Genomic DNA, 24,163 nt, shown 5'->3' with positions numbered 1-24,163 from the left:
GCCGTCACCCAGGATCGCGGACCCGTCTTCGACTGCATCCGGTTCGGGCGTTTGGCGACTGGTGTGCGGCTACGGCGTGAAGCAAGCGCGGACTGAGTTTATGAACGGCGACATTGTGGTGATCCACACTGACGGTGGGTGCAGACCAAATCCCGGGCCGGGCGGCTGGGGTGCGGTGCTACGCCAGCGGCAGCACGTCCGCGAGATGTTCGGCGGCGAGTCAGACCGGACCAGCAACAACCGGATGGAGCTGATGGCGCCGATCATGGCGCTGGAGGCTCTGACCCGCCCGGTCACAGTGCACCTTTATACCGACAGCACCTACGTACGCAGCGGCATCACCAAGTGGGTTCTCGGCTGGGAGCGCAACGGCTGGCTGACCGCAGCAAAGCAACCGGTGAAGAATGTCGACCTCTGGCAGCGCCTCCAAGCTGCCTGCGCACGCCACCGCGTCGAGTGGTTCTGGGTGAAGGGGCATGCTGGTATCGCCGACAACGAACTCGCCGACGAATTGGCCACCCGCGGTATGCGAGAAGCGATCGCCCGAACTGCGGTCGATTCATGAACGCAGTTGTTGCCGCGCCATCAGTGGTCTGAAGCCGCTTGCGCGGAAGGCGATTGTCAGCAGCGACTGCGCGAATGATCAAAGGGCGGTCATGGCGCTAGCGCGATAATGCCGGGTTCCATTGGCGGCATCGGCGCGATCCCACCCGAACCACCACCGTTACCGCCTCCTCCTCCGCCGCCGCCCGGCGGCGGACCAACAACGGGGGGCGCCACCTTTGTTGGCGAGTGCGGGGCCACTGCCTGCGGTGGTATCACATTCTGAACGTCTGGTCCCGGTGCTGGTGGAGTCGGGATATCCGGGTTGCTCTCTTTGATCAGCGAAGCTAGCGCCACCCGCTGTCCCGGTTTGTTCCATCCTGCGGGATTGGCGAACGCCAACCTCCCCTGCTCGTTGGGGCAATAGGCCTGCACTGCGGCAGCTAAGAATCGGGTCTCGGTGCGCACGAGCCGGCCTTGGTCGGCACCAGGGGTTACTACATTCGCGTTGTCCACCAGCTCGTCCACCAAAGCGCCCGCCGACATACCAGAACCAAGGTTGCTGCAGATTTGGTGCGCGGTGGCGATCAAACTTGGCACACCCGAGAGTGCGGCGACGCCGTTTTGACTCAGCAGTGCCAAGAACTGATCGTCCTGACTCGGGTCGGCTGACGCGCTGCCGCTTTGCATCGTTGCGGTGCCGATCAGCACCAGGATGGCGGAAATGAAGGATCCGGCGGAAACAGTGATGCGGGAAAACATGTCAAGGGCTCCGTTCTGCTTAGGCCCCTTGACGGGCTTCAGGTAATGATTCGGACACTCCCGGTCGCACCGGGTATTCATGTGCCGTTAACCTTTAATTAACCATTAAAATCGCCGTGCGCACAACCTCGGCGCCAATCTTTTTCGTCTGCCGACGGCGCAGCGATTCATCTCCCGCCGACATGCACAGCCCACGGCCGGTTCGGCCGACTTGAGGCGCCCCGCGCAATCGTTGGCAAACTTCGCTACACGGTCAGGCACCAAGTCGAACGCCGGGGCAGGCGAGCAGACGTGCCAGTAGCCACAGAGCCTGTCCGGTTACAACGCGCGGAGCGATTTGATATCGATTAATGCACGAAACCTCAGTAACAGCAGTCACATTGTTAACATCGCGCGATGCAGGATGTGCCGGTGAATTTGTGCCGCAGGCGTTCTCAACCTATTCCCCGACGTGACGTATTGCGTTGCGCCCTCGCTATGTCTGCGCTGCCGGGTTTATACGCGGCATCGGCAAAAGCCGCCTTCCCTGCGGCGGCCGCAGCCGCTCCCAAACTCATCGACTTCGCCATGCACCAAATTTCAGCGGAGCACATTCGGGCAGCTGGCTATTCCGGTGTCGTCAGCTACGTCTCGCTCTCGCGACCAGGCTCGTCCTTCGGCGCCAAGCCGATAACGCGGCCGTACGCCGAGCAGCTGAACGCGGCCGGGCTGATGATCGTCAGCAACTACCAATACGGCAAGCCCGGCGGGACAGCACCGTCGGACTTCAAGCGTGGGTTTGCCGGCGGCGTCGACGATGCCCGCACCGCCTGGAAGCTGCACACCGCGGCAGGTGGCGCTCAGGGTGCCCCGATCTTCTTCACCATTGACGAGGACATCAGCCGCGACACTTGGAACACTGTGGCAGTAAAGTGGTTTCGCGGAATCAATTCGGTCCTGGGAGTGCCGCGCACCGGCGTCTACGGCGGCATCAATGTGTGCCAATGGGCAGCCGCCGACGGTGTAATCGGCAACTCGCGGACCCCCGGCCACCGGTGGGCCTGGCAGACCAAGGCCTGGTCCGGTGGCCGGATCGACCCCGCCGCGGTTCTCTACCAACGTGTGGTTAGTACGGCGTCGAGTCCAGGCCCGAAAGTCGGGGGATACGAAGTCGATGTCAACGACGTTCTCGCCGAGGACTTCGGGCAGTGGAACCTACACCGCTGAGCGGGCGAACACCCGGGCAGACAGCTGTCGCTCCCAATCGAAGCAATCCATCAGCAAACGACAATCGCACTGCCGATTGCGACAAGTGTGGCGCTCTGCAGGGGCCGCAGTCGTCGAGCCACCAGAGACGTCGTCCCCGAGACTCACGCCAGCGGCCGATACCTATCTCGCGCAGATTGCGTAGAGGTCCTCGTCGCTGACCAACCGAACGTTCATCAGCTCTTCGTCAAACACCGTGGCTTTCAGCAGCCGGTGGACTCCGTCCAAGATGACGACCCTGCCCCCCTCATCCACTCGGGCATGTAACGGAAAACTCAAATCGCTGGCCAAGGTCCGCGCCCACTGGTCGTGATAGCGATCCGGGTCCGCACGCACATCGCGCGGGCACACCTGAAACGGCACTCCGTTATCCGACCAGAACGGCAAACCCAGGTGCCACGCAAGCTCATTGACGGATATCTTGACCTCAGTCAAACCAGACAGAGCATGCAACATGCTCGCATCCCATTGAACGTCCAGGATCACATCGCGCAGGATGTCGGGGACCTGATCTCGCAACACAAAGCGGCGAAGCACAAGACGATCGTGCCAGCATCGTCAATCCCATCGAGACGACACACGGTCTACACCAACTGAATCACTCCCACTGGGCGCAGATTCGCGAGGACAAGCTGCCTACCGCGGGCGAGGAACAGGGGGCTGGCGGACCGCACCCTCGGTTGTCCTTGCCGTGAAAGACCAGGTTCGGTCCGATGTCCAGGGTTGCGCGGGGACTACCAATTCACTGGACCATAACGCGCATCGGCCACCCGGTCCAACGCGGCGGCAGGTTCGCCGAAAACCATTGCCCAGCCGCGCACCCGCCGGTAGTACAGCTGGATGTCGCCTTCCATGCCGAATCCGTATCCACCGTGGATGTGCAGGCTGCGTCGGGTGGCATCGCGCGCAGTCTCGTAGGCGAAAGTGAAGGCCATCGCGGCTAGTTCGCGAACACGTTCAGGCTCATCGACATATGCGCACGCCGCCTTCAGCCCGAGCAGCCGTGCGCCGTCGACGGCTGTTGCGCTATCGGCCAGCGGATGGGATACAGCCTGGAAAGAGCCGATGGGGGCCCCGAAGGCGCGGCGCTGTTTGGCGTAGTCGACCCCGAGCTCGACGGCCTTGCAGGCTGCGCCCGACAACGCGGCGGCGATCAGCACAAGCCACAGGTCCACCGCGCCGGAGAACAGAGCGTCCGCCCGCACACCGTCGGCAAGAACGATGGAGTCATTCCCAATCTCGATATCCGCCAACGGTAACGAGGCGAGGTTTGCTACCGAAGTCCGGTTCGCCCCGATCGGCACCGCTAACAACCGCCGCTCCGCAAGGGCGATCACGTGGTCTGCTACCGCACCGGCGGGGACCAACTCCAGCCGCCTACCGCACCCGGCGCGTGGCGCAAACGTCACCAATTGGTCGCCGGCGAGGACCGCCTTCAACAGTTCCGCACCCGCCACACCGGACTCCGCTAGTAATCGCACCGCGACCTGTGCCTCGATGACGGGAGCGGAGGCGGTCACACGGCCAAACTGTTCAGCGACCAGGGCAAGCTCGAGTTCCGATGCCCCCCAGCCGCCGAAGGTCTCGGCGACCGCCATCTCCACCGTCCCGACGTCTTGCAATGCTTTCCACAACTTCAGATCGAAACCCGACGGCTCAGCCGCCCGAACACGCTCGGAGGTCGACTCACGCGCCAACAAAGCGGTGAAGGAATCCACCAACTGTCGCTGCTCGTCCGTAAGGCTAAGATCCACGATAGTCAGTCCCGTCACATGCGGATATGGTTACTCTCAGATTTGAGATTAGCATTATCGCCGCACCGGCCCAGCGGGTGTGATTACAGATTGGCGCGTAGACATGCACTTTCGGCTCCACCCTGACACCGAGGCTTACCGCGACGCCGTCCGTGCCCACCTACGGTCCGTCGTGACTCCGGAATTCGAGGAACGCATCTATCGCAGCGGGGTCGCACACGACCACGAATTCGCCAGAGGCCTGGTCGAAAAGGGCTACTTCGCTCCCACCTGGCCCTTCGAACTCGGCGGACAGAGCCGCAGTGCCTGGGACCACCAGGTACTCAAAGAAGAACTCATGCGCTTTGACGCACCGATGTACCTATCCGAGACGACCAGGATGGTGGCGTCGATCATCCGCGAAATCGGCACACCGACATTGAAGGATCGGATCCTAGCGGGCGCACTGAACGGCGATATCACCATTGCCCTCGGCTTTACCGAACCAGAGTGCGGGTCGGATGTCGCGGCGGCTGCCACCAGAGCCGTCCGGGTTGGCTGCGGACAGAACGCAGATTGGTTGATCAACGGCTCCAAGATGTTCACCACTAACGGCCACATCGCAGACTTTGTGTTCCTACTTGCGCGCACGAATCCTGATAAGCCGAAACACCAAGGGCTGACAATGTTCCTCGTGCCTTGTGACTCCGAAGGCTTTGAAGCACAAGCGGTGTGGACGCTGTCCGGGGAGCGCACCAACATCACCTTCTACAGTGACGTCCGCATCGGCGATGAATGGCGGATCGGCGAAGTCGACGGCGGCTGGCAAGTGCTCGGACTCTCCCTGCAGGACGAACACGCCTCGGGTTGGGGGCCGCACCTGATCCGGCTGCTACACCATGCCGAGCACTGGGCGACGACAACGCTGTCGGACAATGGTCCGCTCCCCATACAGAGGACTGACGTACGTCGCCGGCTCGCACGGGTCGCGATGGAGACAGAGGTGTCGATGCTTCTGCAGCGGCGGTGCGTCTGGATGCTCGAGCAAGGCGATACACCAATCGCGGAAGGACCCATGTCCAAAGTATTCAGCACCGAGGCCCTGGAGCGCGCCAGTCAGGACATGGTGGAACTCGTTGGCGCGCAAGGTCTGCGGAGCTACCTCGAACCGACCGCGCCCGAGCATGGCCGCTTCGAGCACTCATTGCGGTTCTCGTTGGGCACCACGATCTACGCGGGCACCAGTGAGGTGCAGCGCACCATCATCGCGCAGCGTGGGCTCGGGCTACCCCGTTAGCTTCGTGACCCGGCGAGTCGAAGTTGCGCGGGGTGCTGCCTTGCGGGCAGGCCGGGAGTCCATCGACTTCCCGATGTCGGCAACGGGCGGCGAGACGGCCTGTTTGCACCACGACCACAGCTGGTCCTCAGTCAGCGTGGATCCCTTGCCGCCCAGATGAAAAAACCCGATCTGTGCCAGCGCGGTGAGCGTGGTATTCAGTGCAGTGGTCAGCTGGGCCGGGGTTAGGTTCGTGCGCACCATCCCGGCCTGGGTGCACGAGGTGATGATCTTCGTCAGCGGCATAAGGTGTGGTTCCCACACCTTGGCGAAATCGGCCGGTCGCTCGATCGCCAGGCTCAGGTTACAGATTGTCATGACCCGTCCGCCGACAGCTTCCGACGACTCTGCGCGAGACAGCACGCCTCGGCAAAATGCTTCAAGCTGTTCCATCGGACCCTCTGCGCTGGCCACCTCTTGCCGGATGCTTTCGGTGAACTGACTTTCGACCTGTCGATCAGCGCCTGGCTCGTGAAGTCAGCCTTACCCTACTCCTCCACCAACTCCAGCGCGCTAGCTAGAAACCGCGAACTGCGGGCCAGGGCCCGGGCTCTCGCTGCGCTCAGGCGCCGGTCGATAGTGCGCTGCTGCCACGTACCGGGCAACCCATCCTCGGTATCGACGGTCTCCAAGCCGGTTGCGAAGTCGGGATCGGCAGGCACTTTTGTACCCATAATGCGCGAACAATACGCCTCACCGGGCAGAAATGGGCGATCTACCTACACGTATATGTTGATTGTCACGCTGCGCAAGTGCTGCTTTCCGTCAGCAATCATCGATCCCCGCGACGTGTCGAATCGCACCAATGCGGTAGCCTGGAAACGGTCATTCTCGTTTCGAGCCATGTACTGCAGGCGAAACCGAATACACCTCCGAAGGAGTACCGCTTTGAGTGCAGACATCCTGATCGTCTCGCCGGATGACCACCTGGTGGAGCCTGCCGATCTGTGGACCAGTCGGCTGCCCGAGCGTTATCGAGACACGGGACCGCGGATCGTTCGCACCCGCGGCCGGATGGATCCGACGGTCACTTCCGACGTCGCGTTCATCGAGGATAGGGAGGGTCGTGACGCGGACATCTGGCACTACGAGGACGCCATCATTCCCATCCCTCTCATCAGCGCGGCCGCCGGATATGAGCTCGACGAGCTCACTACCGACCCGATCACCTATGACGAGATGCGGCCCGGTTGTTTCCGTCCCGCTGACCGGCTCGCCGACATGGATATCGCCGGCATCGAGGCCTCAGCTTGTTTTCCCAACACCCTCGTCCGCTTTTGCGGACAGCGCTTCTTGTACGGCAAAGACAAAGAACTCGCGATGCTCTGCGTGCAGGCCTATAACGACTTCCAGATCGATGAGTGGGGTGGCAGCTCGAACGGCCGGCTGATCCCGCTCGGCATCATCCCGTTGTGGGATGTCGAACTTGCCGCCAAGGAGGTCGAGCGCGTCGCGGCCAAGGGCATGCGCGCAGTGTGCTTCTCGGAACTACCCTCTCGCCTGGATCTTCCGTCAATCCACAGTGGCTACTGGGATCCGTTCTTTGCGGCCTGCGAACAGAACCAGGTGGGCATAATGCTGCACATCGGCTCGAGTTCTTCTCTTACGAAGTCCTCCCCCGACTCACCGCACGTCGTGACCAGCGCGCTGATGGCGGTCAACTGCACTATTGCCTTAGTCGACTGGCTGTTCTCCGCCAAGCTCATTCAGTTTCCCAAGCTCAAGATTGCATTCGCCGAGGCCCAGGCGGGTTGGATTCCCTATTACCTGCAGCGGGTCGACGAGGTTTGGCAGGACCGCCGCGCGTGGGGCGGGATTCATCCGCTGCTGACTGAGCCGCCGAGCAGCCAGGTGCATGGCCGGGTTTACTTCTCTACGTTCGGCGACCCGGTGGCCTTCCGCATCCTCGACCTGGTCGGGCCGGACCAGCTCATGTTCGAGACGGACTATCCGCACAACGACACGAACTGGCCCAAAAGCCTCGAAGTCGCCAACCAGGCAACGGAGGGCTTGGATGAAGAGACCAAGCGCAAGGTGTTGTCCACCAACGCGAAACGATTCTTCGGCCTCGTCTAGCCAGCGAGCCGCGCCGGGGTCAGAGCGCCTTCCACTCCGGCTTACGCTTTTCCAGGAAGGCCCGCGGCCCCTCGATAGCATCCTTCGTCAGGGCGACTTTCATGCGGTAGTTCTCAGCCAGCAATTCCGCCTCGTAGATGGGCAACGTCAGCCCCTTCCGGACTGCCATGCGGGATCCCCGAACCGCCAGCGGCGCATTGGAATTCACAATCTCAGCGATCTCCCACGCTCGGTCCATGAGCGTGTCGTGGGCGACCACTTCGGTGAAAAGCCCCAGGTCGTAGGCGCGCTGCGCGTCGAGGGTTTCGTGTTTTCCCATCAAGATCAGCCGCATCGCCACAGGCAGCGGAAGGAGCCGAGCCAACCTGACGCCCTCGCGCCCGGACGTAACTCCGATGCTGACGTGCGGGTCCATCAATGTTGCTCGCTCGGACGCGATCGTGATGTCTGCGGTGGTCACTAGGTCCATCCCTGCCCCGCAAGCGATACCGTTGACCGCACAGATGATTGGCTTGGTCATCTGCAGCCACGGTGGGGTGGCCTCCTGGGGTGCGTCCCACTGCCGAAGGGAGCTGAGGATGGGATCGCCCTGATTGTCGATGCCGGCGGCGTTCTCCATGTCGTGCTCCGCGGCCTTATTGACGTCAGCTCCGACACACAGTGCCCGGCCGGCACCGGTGATGATGACCGTCCAGATATCTTGTGAGTATTCAATTTCTGCGTACGCCACGGCCAGTTCGGCAATCATCTCGTCGTTAATCGCATTGAGAACCTGCGGTCGGTTCAGCCTCACACATGCGGTGTGACCCTTGACTTCTACTTCGATCGTGTCGTAATCCGTCACCGGCTTCCCTTCTGGTAAACGGTGATAGCGCTGGGACGAAACCCGAAGGTGTTGGTGAATCTTTCGCAGTAGCGGGGCCATACATCTGGATTCAGCAGACGCGGTGGCATCCCTCCGCCGAAGATCGTCTGCCACTGCGTGGCGGTGGCGACAGCGATATCACGCGCGGCCTCCGCGGTAACACCGGCGGTATGTGGAGTCGCAACCACATTTTCCAGGCCTAGCAATGGATTATCCTGCCGGGGCGGCTCCTCATGGAACACATCGATGCCCGCGCCCGCGATGGTTCCGCTGACAAGTGCATCGAGCAATGCCGCCTCGTCGTGCACACGTCCACGCGCGGTAGTGATAAAAAAGGCAGTCGGCTTCATCGCCCGGAACTGGCCTCTACCAATGAGCCCTTCGGTTTCGTCAGTCAGCGGACAAGTCACCTGGACGAAGTCCGAACGCTCGACGAGCTCGCCAAGTGTCACCAATTGCACGCCACGGGCCTCGGCGCTGACTTCGTCAAGATAGGGATCGAAGACCAGTACTTCCATGCCGAACGGAGCGCACAGCTCAACGAGGCGACTTCCAATGGCCCCCAGTCCGATGACGCCGAGCGTCTTGCCGAGCAGCTGGCTCCCCCGCAAACCCAACCGATCACCCAGCGTCCCGGCACGTAATGCCCGGTCTGCGGCGGAGATCCTCTTGGCAAGGTCGAGCATAAAGCCAAGTGCGTGCTCCGCGACCGCCTCCGCGCCAGGGCCAGAGTTGTTGCACACCGCGATTCCGGCCCGCGTACACGCATCCACATCGATGACGTCGTAGCCGGCACCAGCCGAGCACACCGCGAGCAATCGCTGACAGCGCCCTATGAGGGCAGACCCGGCCAGCCATTGCGCGCCGCCGTCGTATCCGGCCACATCGGTTCGGGTCGCAACCTGATATCCGTGAGCGGCTTCCAGTGCTGCCCAAGTCTTCTCGTCGGCGGCGGACAGATCCAATTTGACAACTTCGATGTCACAGACATCGCCGACGTCGAGGATGTCGCCGGCCACGGGATCGGTCCAGCGCTCGTAGACCAGTCGCGGACGGGTGCTCACGTGTTGGTGACTCTAGGTTTGGCTTGCGCCGCCTTGAACATGTCCGCGAGTTCGGCGTTGACGTTCTTGTAATCGTTGCGCGCAATCGCGCCGTCGCGGCCCTCGACGACGTCGTAGCCGAGCCGCAGGTCCTTGTTTTCCATGTGAAAGTACTCGCGACCGATGGGAAGCCGGCGGTCCTTTAGCGGCACCTCCATCCAAGCCCGCAGGAAACAGCGCGCCTTCTTGGGGTCGTTGCTGCTGACGAAGTCCGATCGCGAATGGCACATTGCAAAGTTGTTGGCTACCGCGGCTTCCCCTGATTCGAGGCGGAATTCCACCTGCTGCTGCACCAGGATATTGCGCAGCAGCCCGATTGCCTCCTCCTGCTCGGGGGTGAACTCGCGGCCCAGCGTGTGCATGGCGGGCAGGATGCTGCTGTAGGTGAAGTTGATGCAGATTCGGCCGTCGATCTGGGAGAAAACGGGCACGTCGTAGGGCGTGACGTCGGGCTGGTCATCGGGCTGCTCACTGCGCCTGTGGTGTGGAAACCCTTGGTAGAGAACTCCGAGCAGGTCTGGACGCTCGGCCAGGATCCGATTGTGCGCGGCGGGGCCACTTGCGAATTGGCTCTCGCCGCCCTTCGCCGCCGGATACACGCACAGCAGGGACAGGATGTCGGCGGCGTCGTTGTGCATGGCCAACTCGGCGCGGGATTTGGTGCCGCGCGCGGGTTGAATGCCCCCGGGCAGGATTTCCTCTTGAACCCGCACCATCCGGTGCCCGAATGAGTTGTTCGACACCAGATAGCCGAGGTGTGTGCAGAACGCCCAGTAAATGCGTTCGAGATCCTCGATTGAGTGTTGTTCGACGGGAAACCCACGAACGCAGGCCAGCCCCTTCCCGAACATCAAGTCGGAGTAGAGCCGAGCCAGATCGCCGTCTAGATCCGGGTGCCGAGCGTCCTCTGGAGAAATATCATCCCGCTCCTTTTTCGCGGTCTTGGCCAGGATTGATTCCAGCGCAGCAACATTGCGGGTCGACAGGTCGAAGGCAAAGTCCTCCTTGCTGGTGAAGTCGGCGCCGGTCCATGCCATCGGGTCGATGACCTGGTCGGTGTAGATCGCAGTAGGCATCGGTCCTCCTGTTGTCGTTGCGCGGCCCTGTTGATGCCTCGAGCACTATGTCTCGAGCGCACGCAAGGCCCGCGCACGAGCCGTGGCCGCCTCCGTCATCATGCCGACGTCGGTACCCGCCGAGATGAATCGCAGACCTAAGCCTACGAAGCGATTCAGCAGGTCAAGGGATTTGATCCCCGCCACGCCCAGCGCCACGCCGTGCTCACGACAAGCCGCTGCGACAGATTCTACTGCACGGTGGAAATGCTGATTCTCATACTGTCCGTGGATGCCCATCTCTGCGGTCAGATCGCTCGGCCCGAGGAGAATCATGTCGATGCCGTCCACCGCCGCGATGGAGTCGCACGCCTCGACTGCTTGGGGTGTTTCGATCATTACCGTGACAATGGTGCGTCGCTCTAGCACCTCGGTCAGCTCGGTCGCCGGTCTGGGGTGATAACCGCTCACCATGTTCGGCCCGGAAATCGACCGATGCCCGATGGGTGGAAACCGAGCCGCATCCACTACCGCCTGCGCCTCGTCCTTTGAATCAACATGGGGGACAATGATTCCTACGGCACCGTTGTCCAAAACCCGGGCAATCACGCTGGGATCGTGCGACGGCACCCGCACCAGCCCGGCGATACCCGCGCCGATGGCGCTCGCGCACAACATTGCCGCCGTTTCCAGCGATGTCGAGGTGTGTTCGAGGTCAACGTAGACGGCGTCGTAGCCACATGCCGCCGCTAGAGCCGGGACATCAGGTGTCCGCGAGTTGAGCAAGGCCAGGCACAGCACCAGGCCCTCACCTCTGAGTGCGTCCCGAAGAGATCCCTGCACATGCCCACGGTAGCCGAATGAGAACCAGCGTTCCATCTATTCGCTAACGACGTTTTCGATGTGATAACCATTACTTATGCCATCAAAACAGGTCGCCATCGTGGGTGCGGCGGTCTCGGATTGCGGACGGGTGCCGGATAAAACTGCGATGGCATTGATGGGACAGGCCGCACGCCGTGCGGTTGCCGATGCGGGTCTGACCAAGGCCGACATCGAGGGATTCGGCGGGCATGGCGCGCTGCTGCCGCCGGTCGAGGTCAGCGAGTATCTGGGCCTGCGTCCGAAATGGGTGGACGCGACCAACGTCGGCGGGTCGTCGTGGGAGGTCATGGCACGGCACGCCGCGACGGCCATTAGCGCGGGAGAGCTCGATGTCGCTCTGCTGACGTATGGATCGACCGCCCGCTCCGACGTCAAGCGCCGGGTCCGCCCTTCCGCGGTCGCGATGGGAACGGGCGGCGTTCTCCAGTACGAGGTTCCGTTTGGCCCAACTTTGATCGCCAAGTATGCGATGGTCGCCCGGCGGCACATGCTCGAGTACGGCACCACAGTCGAGCAGCTTGCCGAGGTCGCCGTAGCTGCTCATGAGTGGGCAGCGATGAACCAGAACGCTTTTGATCGTGACCGGATCACGGTTGAGGACGTGGCCGCGGCGCCGATGCTGGCCGACCCGTTCACCTCCAGACATGTCTGCTTGCGTACCGATGGTGGCGGCGCGATCGTCCTGGCCAGCGAACGAGTTTCCCGGGATTGCGCCAAGGAACCAATTTGGTTGCTCGGGTCCGCCGACGCGACATCGCACGTCAGCATGAGTGAGTGGAAGGATTTCACCACTTCACCGGCGGCCCGGTCCGGTCCGGCCGCCTTCGCGGACGCGGGAGTGCGCCCGGCCGATATCGACGTCTGTCAACTCTATGATTCGTTTACCTCGACAGTGCTACTGACGGTCGAGGATCTGGGATTCTGCGGCAAGGGTGAGGGCGGGCCGTTTATCGCATCGGGGGTGTTGCGTCCGGGCGGCGCGTTACCCACAAATACCGATGGAGGCGGGCTGGCCAGCTGCCACCCGGGCATGCGCGGCATGTTCCTTATGGTCGAGGCGGTCCGACAGCTCCGCGGCGAGTGCGGGCCGCGACAGGTCGACAAGGCTCGGCTGGCGTGCGTTCACGCGATGGGCGGCTTCTTCACCCATAGCGCAACGCTGATCCTGGGCAGGCAGTGATGGAGATCCCGACAGGCCAGCACCGCCCCAACTGCGACACCGACAGTGAATCCTGGTGGGCGGCAGTGCAAGACGGCCGTCTGTTGGTCAATGCCTGCGGCTCATGTGGGCAAAATTCATTGTATGTCCGGCCGTTTTGCCCATACTGTTGGAGCGAAGACGTCGGGCTAACCCCAGCCTCGGGACGCGCACGTCTGTACACGTGGAGCGTGGTCCACCAGAACGCTGCACCGTTCGACGCGCAAACACCTTACGTACTGGCGATGGTCGATCTGGCCGAAGGCCCGCGCCTGATGACGGTTCTCGAGGACTGCTCGGTCGACGAACTGGACGCCGATCTGGAGCTGGAGATCGTATTTCGTGGCGAGGAAGACGGTTTCATTGTGCCGGTCTTTCGGCCTGCCGATCAAGGCTAGCGGCGACCAGCCGATCGGCCAGCACACGCGGCTTTCCAACGGACCGCGCGTCCAGTTTGTTGCGCTCGACCTTGCCGTTGGCATTGACCGGCAGCGGTTCCTTCCAGATAACCAACTCCTCGGGCAGCTTGTATTTCGGCAGACCCGACAACACCAACGCATCAGCCACATCAGAAAGCGACATCTCGACGCCCTTTTCGAGGACCACGGCGATCGCAAGCCGCTCCCCCGTCGTCGCGTCAGCGGCGGGATAGGCCGCGCATTCACGAACTCCGTCGATTCGTGCGATGGCCTCCTCCACTTCGGCTACCGCAATCTTCATACCGTTGCGAATCACGATCTCTTTGATGCGGCCGATGATCCGTACCCGACCACCCGTCAAGTCGGCCATGTCGCCGGTGCGGATCCAGTCTCCGTCGAAGGCAGCGATGTCGTCGGATTGGTCGCTGTAGCCCAGAAATGCGTGCGGCCCGCGAATGCAGCACTCGGTCGGCTCACCCGCAGAACCGACCCGCACTTCGACGTCGTCGAGCGGAACTCCGTCATCGGCATGACGCACATCTGCGGCCTCGTGACGTAGCGCCGAAGTGCTCACCGGCACCTCTGAAGACCCATAGGCGCGCATGACGATGACGCCGAACTCGTTCTCGATACGCCTGAGGATGTGCCGGTCCAACATGGTCCCACCGAGATACACTGCGTGCAGCGGGATTTGCATACGCCGTGCCACCGCTTCGTCGAGAATCCGATCCAGTAGGCGGTCCGGGCCGCCATACCAGGTGGCTCGGGATGAGACCAGCAGATCGCACGTCGCCGCCGGGTCCCAGCGATCTTCGAGGACCACCGGCGCAGAAAGCATAGGAGCGATGAAGACCGCCTGAAGCACACCGGTGACCGAGGCCAACGGGCTGATGAGAAAGATGCGGTCCCTCTCGCTTAGGCCCGCCGCGGCGATGTAGTTGGACGAGGACTTGATCAACGTGCTCTGGGAATGAACGACGCCTTTGGGTTTGGACGTGGTCCCGGAGGTGTAGAGCACGAGGCAGGGCTCATCGGCGGGTCGCTGGGATCCTTCGACGGCACCGCCATCGCCAGAATGGCGTGGATTGATCCATATGCATCGGCTCGAGAGTCCAGGCCCCGATACAGCAGGCCAGTTGGGCGCCATCCCATGGGCCGCTGCGGTGCGCGACAGGATGTCGCCGACCTGGGTCGCGCCCGCACTGCGCGGCACTAGTAGGACCACCGCACCGACGCGCAAGGCGGCATGAACGGCTACCACCGAGTCCACGTCGTTGCCCACCACCACTACCACCGGCGTCGACACCGTGACGCCGGCGGCGATCATCGCGCGGCACGCTGCGTCAACGCTTTCATCCAAGACGACGTAGGTGATCTCGCCGCGCCTGTCCAGCAATGCAACGCGGTCGGGGTGACGCGCAGCCGCCGAACGCACGACATCGACCGGTTCCGCCGACCAGAAGCCTGCGGAACGATACCGGTGTCGCAACGCCTTGGTCCGCTGTGGCGCATGTCCCAGCACGCCAGTGGGGCCACCCATGGGTTCCTCCGATGCAAACGTCCGTTCTCTTCATTAGTAAATGTAACCTCTCACCCATGAGTCCAATGACTTTCGAAGATCAGGTAGCCATCGTCACAGGCGCGGGACGCGGGCTCGGCCGCTGCCACGCGCTGGAGCTCGCACGCCGCGGTGCCCGCGTAGTGGTCAACGACCTAGGCAGCGCGCTAGACGGCAGCGGCACCTCGAAATCTGCGGCACAAAGCGTGGTCGACGAGATCGTCGCCGCCGGCGGTATCGCGATCGCCAACGGCGACTCGGTCGCCACCGACGCGGGCGGCGCGTCAATCGTTGCCGCCGCAATGGACGCCTTCGGGCGAGTGGACATCCTGGTCAACAATGCGGGGATCCTGCGCGATGCCGCATTCAAGAACATGACGGCAGAGCAGGTTGACGCGGTAATCACGGTCCACCTCGCTGGCACCTTCAATGTCACCCGCGCGGTGTGGCCGCTTATGCGGGAACAGAACTACGGGCGCATAGTCCAGACAACTTCTGGGACTGGGCTTTTCGGCAATTTTGGCCAGGCGAACTACGGCGCGGCGAAGATGGGCATGGTTGGGATGATGCATGTACTGGCGATCGAGGGGCAGCGTAACGGTATCGCGGTCAACGCCATCGCACCCATCGCCCGAACGCGGATGACCGAAGGCATCATGGGCGAAGCCGGCAAAGCGATGGACCCCGAACTGGTCACCCCGGTAGTGATCTACCTGTCCCACCGCAGCTGCAACCGCACCGCGCATATCTACTCGGTTGGCGGTGGGAAAGTCTCGCGAGTATTCATCGGCGTCACCAAGGGCATCGAGGATGCCGCTCTAACCGCAGAAACGGTGGCCACCTCCATCGACCGAATCGACGACAGCTCGGCCTTCATCATCCGCGGCGGCCCACCGCAGGCATGAGCCTAAAACCCCTGGAACCTCGGCGTGCGCCGTTCGGCAAACGACCGCAAACCCTCCTGCATATCAGCGGTTCGTGACACCACCTCCTGCGCCCACGCCTCCTGCTCGAACGCGCGATCGCGCCCGGACTCCGACGACACCGACAACAACCGTTTGGTCAACGCCAACATTACGGTCGGGCCGGCCGCAAGGCGTCCGGCGATCTCTTCCGCAGTGTCATCAGCGTCCCCCGGCGCAACCACCCGGTTGACGAGTCCGAGGCGCTCACACGTCGCAGCATCGACAGGTTCGCCGAGCATCAGCAGTTCGGTGGCTCTACGTAGCCCGACCATGCGCGTCAGGAGATGAATTGCACCGGAATCCGGCAGGATCCCGCGATGCACAAATGCCTGGACAAGCCTTGCGTCCGCGGACATGACGACCAGATCGCACGCGAGCACCAGGCTGGCGCCAGCGCCAGCAGCAGTGCCTTTGACCGAGGCGACTACCGGTTTGTCGCAATCCAGTATCGATGCAACCAAGCGCTGCCAGCCCTGCTGCAGCATGCGAGCGATGTCACCGGGCCGTTTGCCGGTTCGGGGTTTCGGCGGTGCGTCGGTGGGCGACTGCGGCGGTGCAAGCCCAGCTCCCGCACAGAAGTGTCGATCGCCCGTCGCCCCCAACAGCACGGCACGCACTGCGGGGTCATCGTTGGCCTGGGTGAAGGCGGCGATGAGCATGTCACGCGCCAAGGGGGACAACGAGTTTCCTACGCGAGGGCGGTCAATCGTGATCCGCTGAATTCCGTCATTACCGACAGTCACAACAATGCCGGGTGCCTCTTCGGTCATCTGCTCATCCCTGCGTTAACGTCGTTTCCGCTTTTCGGGTATCTTAATTTCCATGTCCGAGACCGGCCAGATTACCGACGAAGGACTGGCCCGCCTCCGCGCCACTATCGGGATCGCTGTCCCGCATACTCAACCGCCGCACTACTTTCGCCCGAACGAAGACTGCTTTCGCCACGTAGCCGAAAGCTACGGCGACGCCAACCCGCTGTGGGCCGACCCCGAGTACGCATCCAAATCCGTATGGGGAGAGGCGATCGCACCGCCCGCTCTCGTTGGCGGAGATACATTGATCGGCGAGGACGAGGTGACCACGCTCTCCGACGATGATCGCGCGCTGACCAAGGGCGACCCGTTGCGCGGCGTCCATGCCTTCTACGCCTCGTCGGCGCGCGAGTGGTGGGCGCCACTGCGTGCCAACCATCGAGTCTTTCGGCGCAACGCCTTGGTAGCGGCACTGGACAAGAGCAGCGAGTTCGCCGGCCGCGCGATCCACGAATGGTCCGCTCAGGTGTTTCGTGACGACGAAGGCGTCATCCTGGGCGGCCAGTACCGGAACATGATCCGCACCGAGCGCAGCAAGGCGCGCGGTCGCAAGAAATATGAGACGGTCGAGGCCAAGTCATGGACGCCAGATGAGATCGCAGAAATCGACCAGAGATACGCCCAGGAGGCGCCGCGCGGCGCTGAGCCGCGCTGGTGGGAGGACGTCGGCGAGGGCGACGACGTTGGCCCGTTGACCAAAGGTCCATTGACCGTTACCGACATCGTCTGTTGGCACGTCGGCATGGGGACCGGGATGTACGGCGTACGGCCTCTGCGGCTGGCGTGGCGCAACAGGCAGCGCATTCCCCGTTTCTACACACCCAATGAACAGGGCGTCCCGGATGTGCAGCAACGCGTGCACTGGGAACCGGCCGCGGCCCGCAACGCAGGAAACCCGACCACCTTCGACTACGGCCGCATGCGCGAAACGTGGCTCATCCACCTGTGCACGGACTGGATGGGTGACGACGGCTGGTTATGGAAGCTCGACTGCGAGTTCCGACTGTTCAACTATGTTGGCGACTTGCACACCATCTCCGGAAAGGTCGTGCGTAAGTACTTCGCCGAAGCGGACCGACCCGCAGTCGACTTGGAACTGTCGGCGACCAACCACCGCGGCGAGATCACGGCGCCCGGGCACGCCACGATTCTGCTGCCCAGCCGCCAACGGGGTCCCGTGCGGCTACCCGACCCGCCAGGTGGGGCGAGCAATCTCACCGATCTACTCACCGCCGTATCGGAACAGTTCACCGGGCCATGAGCTACGACGGCGTACCCGGGCTTCGGGCTGAACAGCGGGGACCCGTGCTGCGCCTGACGTTGGATCGTGCGGACCGTCGGAACGCGATCAACGACGTAGTGCTTGACGCGATGATCGCTCATCTGGTGGCTTCGGGCACCGACGAGTCGGTGCGAGTCATCGCTATCGACGCCGAAGGACCGGACTTCTGCGCCGGATCCGACTTGATCGCCAATAACACCCGCTCGGAACGCAAGCCGAGGGTAGGCAGCACACAGCGTCGGCTACCGAACAAAGCCAACCGACTCATCCCGTTGATGCTCGAAACGCAGTTGCCGATCGTTGCCGTGGTCCGAGGCTGGGCGGCGGGCCTGGGCTTCCACATCGCCATCGCATCGGACTTCTGCGTCGCCGCCGACGACACCCGGTTCTGGGAACCCTTCATGGCCCGTGGCTTCACGCCGGACAGCGGAGCTACCTGGTTACTGCCGCGACTCATCGGATTGGTCCGTGCCAGACAGCTGCTGTTGCTCGGAGACGAGATAACCGGAGCCACCGCCGCTGATTGGGGCATCATCCACGGCTGCTGTGCGTCCGAGGACTTGACTTCGGTCGCAGGGCAACTCATCACGCGGCTCAGCGAAGCACCCACGGTATCGCTGGGGCTCACCAAGTGGTTGTTGCAGACCGGCAACGGACTGGATCTTGACCGGCACCTGCAAAACGAAGCACTAGCACTCGAACTATCCAGCCGCAGTGATGATTTCAAAGAAGGTCTGGCAGCATTTCGTGACAAGCGTGACGCAAAATTCCAGGGACGTTGAGAAAGACCATGACAGCGCTGCCCATTTCCGAATCCTCTAGCGCCAGCGAGGCCGTCGAAGCTGTCGAGCGCTGGGTCGAGGCAGTGGTTCCTATCTCCTGGCGAACAGCCGCTGCGCAGAGCCCCAGCGAATTGCGGGCGGTGCGCAGTCCTGCTGATTATCGACGGTGGTATCCGGCTTTTGCTGCGTCGGGTCTAGTTGCACCGACGTGGGCACGAGACTACGGCGGGCTCGGCGTCGGTAACGAAGTCGCCCGCGCAATTGATGCGGTACTGAGTCCGTTGCGGCTATCCCGGCTGAATCCGTTGGGGCTGAACAACGCTGCCGCGGCACTGTTCAGCCACGGCACCGAGGAACAGCGACTGCGCTTTCTGCCGCCGATCGTGCGCAACGAGGAGAAGTGGTGTCAGTTATTCAGCGAACCCGGCGCGGGCTCGGATCTTGCATCGCTGGCCACTCGTGCGGTGCGGGACGGCGATTCGTGGGTGATTTCAGGGCAGAAGGTCTGGACCACCTGGGCCGATGAGGCAGACTTCGCGATCCTGCTGGCGCGTACCGATCCTGCCGCGCCCAAACACAAGGGCATTACCTATTTCCTGCTTGACATGCATCAACCCGGAGTCGAGGTGCGGCCACTGCGTCAGATCACCGGTGAGGCAGAGTTCAACGAGGTGTTCCTCGACTGCGCGCGGGTCCCCGATGCCCACCGCGTGGGGGACGTCAATAACGGATGGCGCGTCAGCGCGTCGACTCTGTCCAGTGAGCGGCAGATGGTATCGGGGTCCGGGTCGGGGGGCATGGCACGGCTTGGCGGCTCGGGCGCCGGCCGGCTGATCTCACTGGCGCGAGAAACCGGGAAGTGGGCCGACCCCGTAGTCCGCAACAAGGTGATGCGCCTGTGGGCGCAAGAGCAGATTCGCGGCTGGACGAACGCCCGTGTGCGCGCGGCGCTGTCAGCCGGCCAGTCTCCGGGAGCCGCATCGTCGATCGGCAAGGTCCACCAGGCCACGCTGAACCAACAAATCCAGGACCTCATGGTGGATCTGCTCGGAACGGACGCGATCGCCTGGCCCGCGGCCGACGACCCGGACGCCATGCCCCGCGATGTGCAGGGCATGATGCGCAGCCTCGCCAACGGCACCGAGGGCGGCACCACCGACATCAACAAAAACATTCTTGGCGAGCGTGTGCTCGGCTTACCCAAGGAACCCGACCCGTGGAAAGGCAAGCCCTGGAAGGACATTCCACGCTCGTGAGCAGCTATCAACGCCTGGCAGTAGAAAAGTCCAACGGCATCGGCTGGCTCATTCTGAACCGGCCGGACGCGGGCAACGCGTTTGACTCGTTGATGCTCGACGAACTCGAATCCGCCTGGGCCGATCTCGACACCGATCCAAGCGTTCGCGTGATCGTCAATACCGCCAATGGGAGGGCGTTCTGCACCGGAATGGATGTGGTGCAAGTGGCACGCGACAAGGAGGCGATGCGCCGGCATTCTCGGCGGACCCGGGACGCGGAGTTGAAGATTTCGTCGTGGCATTGCGAGGTAGGGAAGCCGGTGATCGCGGCGGTAAACGGGGTTTGCGCGGGCGGTGGATTGCACCTGGTAGCCGACGCCGACATCGTGATCGCGGCCGAAGAGGCGTCGTTCGTCGACCCGCATGTGTCGGTAGGCCAAGCCGTCGCATACGAGGCAATCACCCTACTGCGCAAGTCACCCATGGAAGCCATTACCCGAATGGCATTGAGCGGCAAGGGCGAAAGGATATCGGCGCGTCGCGCGTATGAGTTGGGAATTCTGTCTCAGGTGGTTCCGGCCGACCAGCTGCGCGCAGCAGCCGACCGGCTTGCGGGCGCGATAGCAGCGAACTCACCGACCGCGATGCGCGCCACCAAGCAGGCGCTGTGGCATTCACTGGAAGTCGGATTGACACAGGCGCGCAACGATGCCGCCGAGGAAATATGGCGACTGCGCAATCACCCCGATCACAGCGAGGGCGCGCGCGCATGGCGCCAGAAGCGCACGCCGCAATGGCAACCGCCAATTTCAGTGGAGGTTTCGTGACGTATCAGCGGCTGCTCGTCGAGCGGCGCGGACCGGTCGGGTGGATCATCAATGACCGACCGGACCACCTGAATGCCTACGACGTCATTATGCGCGACGAATTTCCCAGAGCCTGGTCGGAATTGAACGCTGACCCCGACGTGCGGGTGATTGTGCACACGGGGAACGGACGGGCCTTTCAGGTAGGCGCGGATGTGGCGGAACTCGATGGCGAGACCGTACTGCAATTCCAGGAGACGATGCGCACGCTGGACCTGAAGCTGACCGCGTGGCACTGCGACGTGGACAAGCCCGTCATCACCGCGGTAAACGGGGTCTGCGCTGGCGGCGGATTGCACTGGGTGGCCGACGCTGATGTCGTCATCGCATCGTCGGATGCCAGCTTTGTCGATCCGCACGTGTCGATCGGTCAGGTCAGCGCTCTGGAGACGATCGCGCTTATGCGCAAGATGCCTGCCGAGGCGGTAATGCGAATGGCACTGGTGGGCAGTCATGAGCGGCTCAGCGCCCAGCGGGCATACGAACTCGGCATGATCAGCCAAGTTGTCGACCCACCCGAGAAACTGCGCGAGGTCGCTCAGCAGCTCGCCGAGAAGATCGCCAGGAACTCTCCTGCGGCGATGCGCGCTACCAAGCGAGCGCTGTGGGGCGCACTCGAATATGGCCTGACCGATGCGTGCCGCGAAGGCGCCAAGCACCTGACGTCGATGTGGGGCCATCCGGATCAGAACGAGGGCCCGCTTGCCTTCGCCGACAAGCGGACTCCGAACTGGGCCCCGCTGGAGCCCAAACCGTGAGCCTCGCGGGTCTGCTGCATGGCCTGCCCGACATTGCGGTACACATGCTATGCGCTGAGGTGTCGCGCGACGAACTTGTGGCCAGTGCTAACCAACTGGGCATGCTGCTCGCCGAGAGTGGAGTCGCGACCGGACAAGTCGTCGCGGCAATGCTGCCCAACGACGCAACGACTGTCGCCGGGCTGTTCGGTACCTGGCGCGCTGCCGGCGTGTACACACCCCTGAATCCCAGGGCCGCCGATGCCGAACTCGTGAGCCAGATCGGGATTCTACAACCGGTAGCTATTGTCACTACTCCCGCACTTGCAGAACGGTTCTCGTCGTTCGGCCTGCCGGTGATAACCGGCGACAGTCTGCGGTGGACAACGGCTACTTTGGCGGCACACGACCCCGACGCGCGGCGTTACGACGCCGCCTACGACGAGGATGTCGCGCTGCTGCAGTTCACGTCCGGTACCACCGGCCCACCCAAGCCAGTGCCGCTTCGGCACACCACGGTGCTTGATCTGATCGACCGGTTGCTGGACAAGCTTCGCGGCTCGAATCCCGCCAGCGACAGACCGAAACGATTGCCGATGCCGAATTTGGTGCCGCTGTCACTGTCCTTGTGGGCAGGCATCTACCAGGTCCTGTTCGCGTTCCGGGCGGGCTCAGGTGTCGTGCTGATGGATCACTTTTCCCCGACCGACTTCGCCGCACTGGTCGACCGGCACCAACTGCGCTCCACCGTGCTGCCGCCCGCGGCGCTAACCATGGTCCTGCACGACGACGCGGTCACGGACCTGACTCCGCTTAAGATCGTGCGGTCGATCACCGCTCCCCTGTCTCCCGTTCACGCATTCCGCTTCCGGGAAAAGTTTGGGGTAATTGTGCTGAACTCCTATGGTCAGACCGAACTCGGCGGCGAGGTGGTGGGCTGGTCAGCCGCCGATGCCCGGGAATGGGGTGAAGCCAAACTCGGATCAGTCGGACGTCCCCTCCCCGGCATCGACGTCGCCATCGCCGACGACGAGGTGGTCGTTCGCACGCCGACTACCGCCGCACGCAAGGTCGATCCGGCCTTTCTAGACCGGCTAACCGATGACGGCTGGTTTCATACTGGCGACCTCGGATGGTTCGACGACGACGGCTTCCTGTGGCTCGACGGCCGGGTGTCGGACATGATCAACCGCGGCGGGCTCAAGGTCTTCCCGGGAACGGTCGAAGACGTCCTGCTCAGCGCCGACGGCGTCCGCGAGGCGGCGGTTGTCGGCATTCCCGACGAACGCCTGGGCGAAGTCCCATGGGCCTTTGTAGCGTGCACCGACAGCGGGCCATCCGAGGACGGATTGATCGCGTGGTGCCGCGAGCGCCTGACACCCTATCGCGTGCCTGTCCGTGTGGTGTTCGTTGAGCAGTTGCCGCGCAACGACGTCGGCAAGGTGGTTAAACGCGAACTGGCCGCTTTGGCGGATGCTTGATCGCCATCGCGATAATCATAGTTCTCATTTTCCGATAATTAGTGTTATCGTGCCGACGTGCTGCAGGAATTGATTCGGCTGGCCGTGACCTGGGGTGTGATGTGCGGTTTGGTCGCATTTTTCTACTGGATGCTGTCGAACATCGGAACCTTCTGAATGAGGAATGCGCGATACCCCCATCGGGACAGCTCGCACAAGAGCCTCCCATGGCACGCCTGCGGTTGGCGCGCGCCGTCCAAGCTCGCGCACTTCACCCACAGTCGTTCTGCGCGAATCACATAACGACTGCCGCACTCCGAGGCCCTACCGATATCGAGAAATTGAGGACACCGTGTCATGGACGAACAGGACCGCCGGCGTAGACGCGCGCTCATCGTGTTCCAGGTCTGGATATACGGCCTGCTGCTGACGATGTTTCTCATCCAACTCTCGATGCTGCTGACCAGGGATTGGTAGGCCGATGCGACTGCCCTCCGTCGCGACGAACCGCCGGAGCGGTAAATCATCCTCCGCGGCATCGCGTTTGGACGAACACGAAGATCAGAGCCGGATGGCGCAGTGGAAAGCCGATCGCTGGCTAATCGCTGGGACAGGTCTGATGGGCACTCTAGTGCTGGGGGCCATTGGACTACCCTTGTTCCTGCGCGGCTTGTATCTGTTGCGCAACGCGCAACGCGCGGGCTTGTCAGTCCGACCGCTGATGGTCACGCTGATCGGCTATGTCATCATCTTGGACGCCGCCCTGAACAGCATTGGCTGGGCGCTCGACCTGTTCGCGAACCACGCGCTGATAACGCGCACCGTATTCACAGCGTGGGGCAACCTAATGGACGCCGGATATTTCTGGCACTACAACGAACTCTGGATCGGCGGTGCATCCGCTCCAGGCGAGAAGGCTTGGGTGCTCGTTTGCGTGCTGATCGCGTTTCCCATGCGCATGGCCGCAGCAATCGGCTTCCTGCAAATGAAACGCTGGGGGCACCAGTGGATGATCGTCACTTGCTGGTTCGGCGTAGTGGTGTGGACCGGCTACATCTTCAACATGACGTTGTATGCCGACGTCCGGTATGCGGCGGTGGGACTCCCGGTAATCGCCTGGTGGGCCTACAACGTCTTCTACATCACACCTTTCTTGTCGATCCCGTACTTGCACACCGTCAACCGCGAAATCTTTTCCGACTAGCAGACCCAGGAAGGATCACCGTGTCCGAGTCAACGGTTG

General features: G+C 62.7%; 23 protein-coding genes and 2 pseudogenes. 15 read left to right on the top strand and 10 right to left on the bottom strand.

Going from position 1 to position 24,163, the window contains the following annotated elements; genetic code table 11:
• Positions 1-100 precede the first annotated feature (100 nt).
• Positions 101-565 carry a ribonuclease HI gene (gene rnhA / locus H0P51_RS08365; protein ID WP_180917481.1) on the top strand — a complete coding sequence of 155 codons (465 nt, stop codon included), beginning with the start codon at positions 101-103 and terminating at the stop codon, positions 563-565.
• Between the two features lie 89 nt (positions 566-654).
• Here rnhA and H0P51_RS08360 read toward each other — a convergent pair whose 3' ends face one another.
• Positions 655-1,305, bottom strand: coding sequence for a DUF732 domain-containing protein (locus H0P51_RS08360; RefSeq protein ID WP_180917480.1), 651 nt, complete (start codon positions 1,303-1,305; stop codon positions 655-657).
• A gap of 396 nt (positions 1,306-1,701) precedes the next feature.
• Between H0P51_RS08360 and H0P51_RS08355 the strand changes: the two genes are divergently transcribed.
• Positions 1,702-2,511 (top strand): DUF1906 domain-containing protein, encoded by an 810-nt coding sequence (locus tag H0P51_RS08355; RefSeq protein WP_180917479.1) that lies wholly within the window; start codon positions 1,702-1,704, stop codon positions 2,509-2,511.
• 162 nt (positions 2,512-2,673) lie between these two features.
• Here the strand turns inward: H0P51_RS08355 and H0P51_RS08350 are convergent, their stop codons facing one another.
• Together H0P51_RS08350 and H0P51_RS08345 are read right to left on the bottom strand one after the other, a co-directional pair.
• Positions 2,674-3,087 carry a hypothetical protein gene (locus tag H0P51_RS08350; RefSeq protein ID WP_180917478.1) on the bottom strand — a complete coding sequence of 138 codons (414 nt, stop codon included), beginning with the start codon at positions 3,085-3,087 and terminating at the stop codon, positions 2,674-2,676.
• A gap of 197 nt (positions 3,088-3,284) precedes the next feature.
• Positions 3,285-4,304 carry an acyl-CoA dehydrogenase family protein gene (locus tag H0P51_RS08345; RefSeq protein ID WP_180918826.1) on the bottom strand — a complete coding sequence of 340 codons (1,020 nt, stop codon included), beginning with the start codon at positions 4,302-4,304 and terminating at the stop codon, positions 3,285-3,287.
• A 103-nt stretch (positions 4,305-4,407) separates the two neighbouring features.
• Between H0P51_RS08345 and H0P51_RS08340 the strand changes: the two genes are divergently transcribed.
• Positions 4,408-5,580 carry an acyl-CoA dehydrogenase family protein gene (locus H0P51_RS08340; protein WP_180917477.1) on the top strand — a complete coding sequence of 391 codons (1,173 nt, stop codon included), beginning with the start codon at positions 4,408-4,410 and terminating at the stop codon, positions 5,578-5,580.
• Here H0P51_RS08340 and H0P51_RS29085 read toward each other — a convergent pair.
• Positions 5,569-6,293 (bottom strand): annotated as a pseudogene (locus H0P51_RS29085) (TetR/AcrR family transcriptional regulator). The gene H0P51_RS08340 and the pseudogene H0P51_RS29085 sit on opposite strands and share 12 nt — an antisense overlap.
• 214 nt (positions 6,294-6,507) lie before the next feature.
• Between H0P51_RS29085 and H0P51_RS08330 the strand changes: the two are divergent.
• Positions 6,508-7,695: an amidohydrolase family protein gene (locus H0P51_RS08330; RefSeq protein ID WP_180918825.1), complete on the top strand. Its 1,188-nt coding sequence runs from the start codon at positions 6,508-6,510 to the stop codon at positions 7,693-7,695.
• Between the two features lie 19 nt (positions 7,696-7,714).
• On the opposite strand, the gene H0P51_RS08325 is transcribed toward H0P51_RS08330, so the two are convergent.
• Genes H0P51_RS08325 through H0P51_RS08310 form a run of 4 tightly spaced genes read right to left on the bottom strand, consistent with a single transcriptional unit; the run spans position 7,715 to position 11,597 of the window.
• The gene (locus tag H0P51_RS08325) at positions 7,715-8,539 is read right to left on the bottom strand and encodes an enoyl-CoA hydratase/isomerase family protein (RefSeq protein WP_180917476.1); all 825 of its coding nucleotides are present in this window, start codon (positions 8,537-8,539) and stop codon (positions 7,715-7,717) included.
• A complete protein-coding gene (locus H0P51_RS08320; RefSeq protein WP_180917475.1) occupies positions 8,536-9,624 on the bottom strand; it encodes a hydroxyacid dehydrogenase in 1,089 nt (362 codons plus the stop codon). The genes H0P51_RS08325 and H0P51_RS08320 overlap by 4 nt, the downstream gene beginning before the upstream one ends.
• Entirely contained in the window at positions 9,621-10,739 is a 1,119-nt protein-coding gene (locus tag H0P51_RS08315) for a TauD/TfdA family dioxygenase (RefSeq protein WP_180917474.1), read from the bottom strand. The genes H0P51_RS08320 and H0P51_RS08315 overlap by 4 nt, the downstream gene beginning before the upstream one ends.
• A gap of 45 nt (positions 10,740-10,784) precedes the next feature.
• A complete protein-coding gene (locus H0P51_RS08310) occupies positions 10,785-11,597 on the bottom strand; it encodes an HpcH/HpaI aldolase family protein (protein WP_180917473.1) in 813 nt (270 codons plus the stop codon).
• Positions 11,598-11,637: 40 nt separating this feature from the next.
• Here H0P51_RS08310 and H0P51_RS08305 point away from each other — a divergent pair, with 40 nt between their 5' ends.
• From H0P51_RS08305 to H0P51_RS29200, 3 genes and pseudogenes are all read left to right on the top strand, one after another.
• Positions 11,638-12,783 carry an acetyl-CoA acetyltransferase gene (locus tag H0P51_RS08305; RefSeq protein ID WP_180917472.1) on the top strand — a complete coding sequence of 382 codons (1,146 nt, stop codon included), beginning with the start codon at positions 11,638-11,640 and terminating at the stop codon, positions 12,781-12,783.
• Positions 12,783-12,896: pseudogene (locus H0P51_RS29205) on the top strand (Zn-ribbon domain-containing OB-fold protein); the annotation flags it as partial. The gene H0P51_RS08305 and the pseudogene H0P51_RS29205, both read left to right, overlap by 1 nt.
• 96 nt (positions 12,897-12,992) lie before the next feature.
• The gene (locus H0P51_RS29200; protein WP_246398754.1) at positions 12,993-13,199 is read left to right on the top strand and encodes a Zn-ribbon domain-containing OB-fold protein; all 207 of its coding nucleotides are present in this window, start codon (positions 12,993-12,995) and stop codon (positions 13,197-13,199) included.
• Here the strand turns inward: H0P51_RS29200 and H0P51_RS08295 are convergent.
• Positions 13,162-14,709: a class I adenylate-forming enzyme family protein gene (locus H0P51_RS08295; protein ID WP_180918824.1), complete on the bottom strand. Its 1,548-nt coding sequence runs from the start codon at positions 14,707-14,709 to the stop codon at positions 13,162-13,164. The genes H0P51_RS29200 and H0P51_RS08295 overlap by 38 nt on opposite strands.
• Before the next feature lie 107 nt (positions 14,710-14,816).
• On the opposite strand from H0P51_RS08295, the gene H0P51_RS08290 reads away from it, so the two are divergent.
• The gene (locus tag H0P51_RS08290; RefSeq protein ID WP_180917470.1) at positions 14,817-15,683 is read left to right on the top strand and encodes an SDR family NAD(P)-dependent oxidoreductase; all 867 of its coding nucleotides are present in this window, start codon (positions 14,817-14,819) and stop codon (positions 15,681-15,683) included.
• A gap of 2 nt (positions 15,684-15,685) precedes the next feature.
• Here the strand turns inward: H0P51_RS08290 and H0P51_RS08285 are convergent, their stop codons facing one another.
• A complete protein-coding gene (locus H0P51_RS08285; RefSeq protein WP_180917469.1) occupies positions 15,686-16,513 on the bottom strand; it encodes an enoyl-CoA hydratase/isomerase family protein in 828 nt (275 codons plus the stop codon).
• 52 nt (positions 16,514-16,565) lie between these two features.
• Here H0P51_RS08285 and H0P51_RS08280 point away from each other — a divergent pair, with 52 nt between their 5' ends.
• The 7 genes from H0P51_RS08280 (at position 16,566) to H0P51_RS08250 (ending at position 24,124) form a co-directional block, all read left to right on the top strand.
• Complete coding sequence (locus H0P51_RS08280; RefSeq protein WP_180917468.1) at positions 16,566-17,816, top strand: hotdog family protein; 1,251 nt, start codon at positions 16,566-16,568, stop codon at positions 17,814-17,816.
• Positions 17,813-18,619, top strand: a complete 807-nt coding sequence (locus tag H0P51_RS08275; RefSeq protein WP_180917467.1) for an enoyl-CoA hydratase/isomerase family protein — start codon at positions 17,813-17,815, stop codon at positions 18,617-18,619. The genes H0P51_RS08280 and H0P51_RS08275 overlap by 4 nt, the downstream gene beginning before the upstream one ends.
• 8 nt (positions 18,620-18,627) lie before the next feature.
• A complete protein-coding gene (locus tag H0P51_RS08270; protein ID WP_180917466.1) occupies positions 18,628-19,875 on the top strand; it encodes an acyl-CoA dehydrogenase family protein in 1,248 nt (415 codons plus the stop codon).
• Positions 19,872-20,684 (top strand): enoyl-CoA hydratase/isomerase family protein, encoded by an 813-nt coding sequence (locus H0P51_RS08265; protein WP_180917465.1) that lies wholly within the window; start codon positions 19,872-19,874, stop codon positions 20,682-20,684. The genes H0P51_RS08270 and H0P51_RS08265 overlap by 4 nt, the downstream gene beginning before the upstream one ends.
• Positions 20,681-21,481, top strand: a complete 801-nt coding sequence (locus H0P51_RS08260) for an enoyl-CoA hydratase/isomerase family protein (protein WP_180917464.1) — start codon at positions 20,681-20,683, stop codon at positions 21,479-21,481. Before H0P51_RS08265 ends, H0P51_RS08260 begins: the two co-directional genes overlap by 4 nt.
• Positions 21,478-22,941: a class I adenylate-forming enzyme family protein gene (locus tag H0P51_RS08255; protein WP_180917463.1), complete on the top strand. Its 1,464-nt coding sequence runs from the start codon at positions 21,478-21,480 to the stop codon at positions 22,939-22,941. The genes H0P51_RS08260 and H0P51_RS08255 overlap by 4 nt, the downstream gene beginning before the upstream one ends.
• Positions 22,942-23,464: 523 nt before the next feature.
• On the top strand, positions 23,465-24,124 hold the full coding sequence (locus H0P51_RS08250; protein ID WP_180917462.1) for a hypothetical protein: 660 nt from the start codon (positions 23,465-23,467) through the stop codon (positions 24,122-24,124).
• Positions 24,125-24,163 lie beyond the last annotated feature (39 nt).

This window comes from Mycobacterium vicinigordonae (genome assembly GCF_013466425.1).
In the GTDB taxonomy this organism is placed as follows: domain Bacteria; phylum Actinomycetota; class Actinomycetes; order Mycobacteriales; family Mycobacteriaceae; genus Mycobacterium; species Mycobacterium vicinigordonae.
Note: the sequence above shows the minus strand (reverse complement) of the source record. Positions and strands in the feature narration are given on the sequence as shown.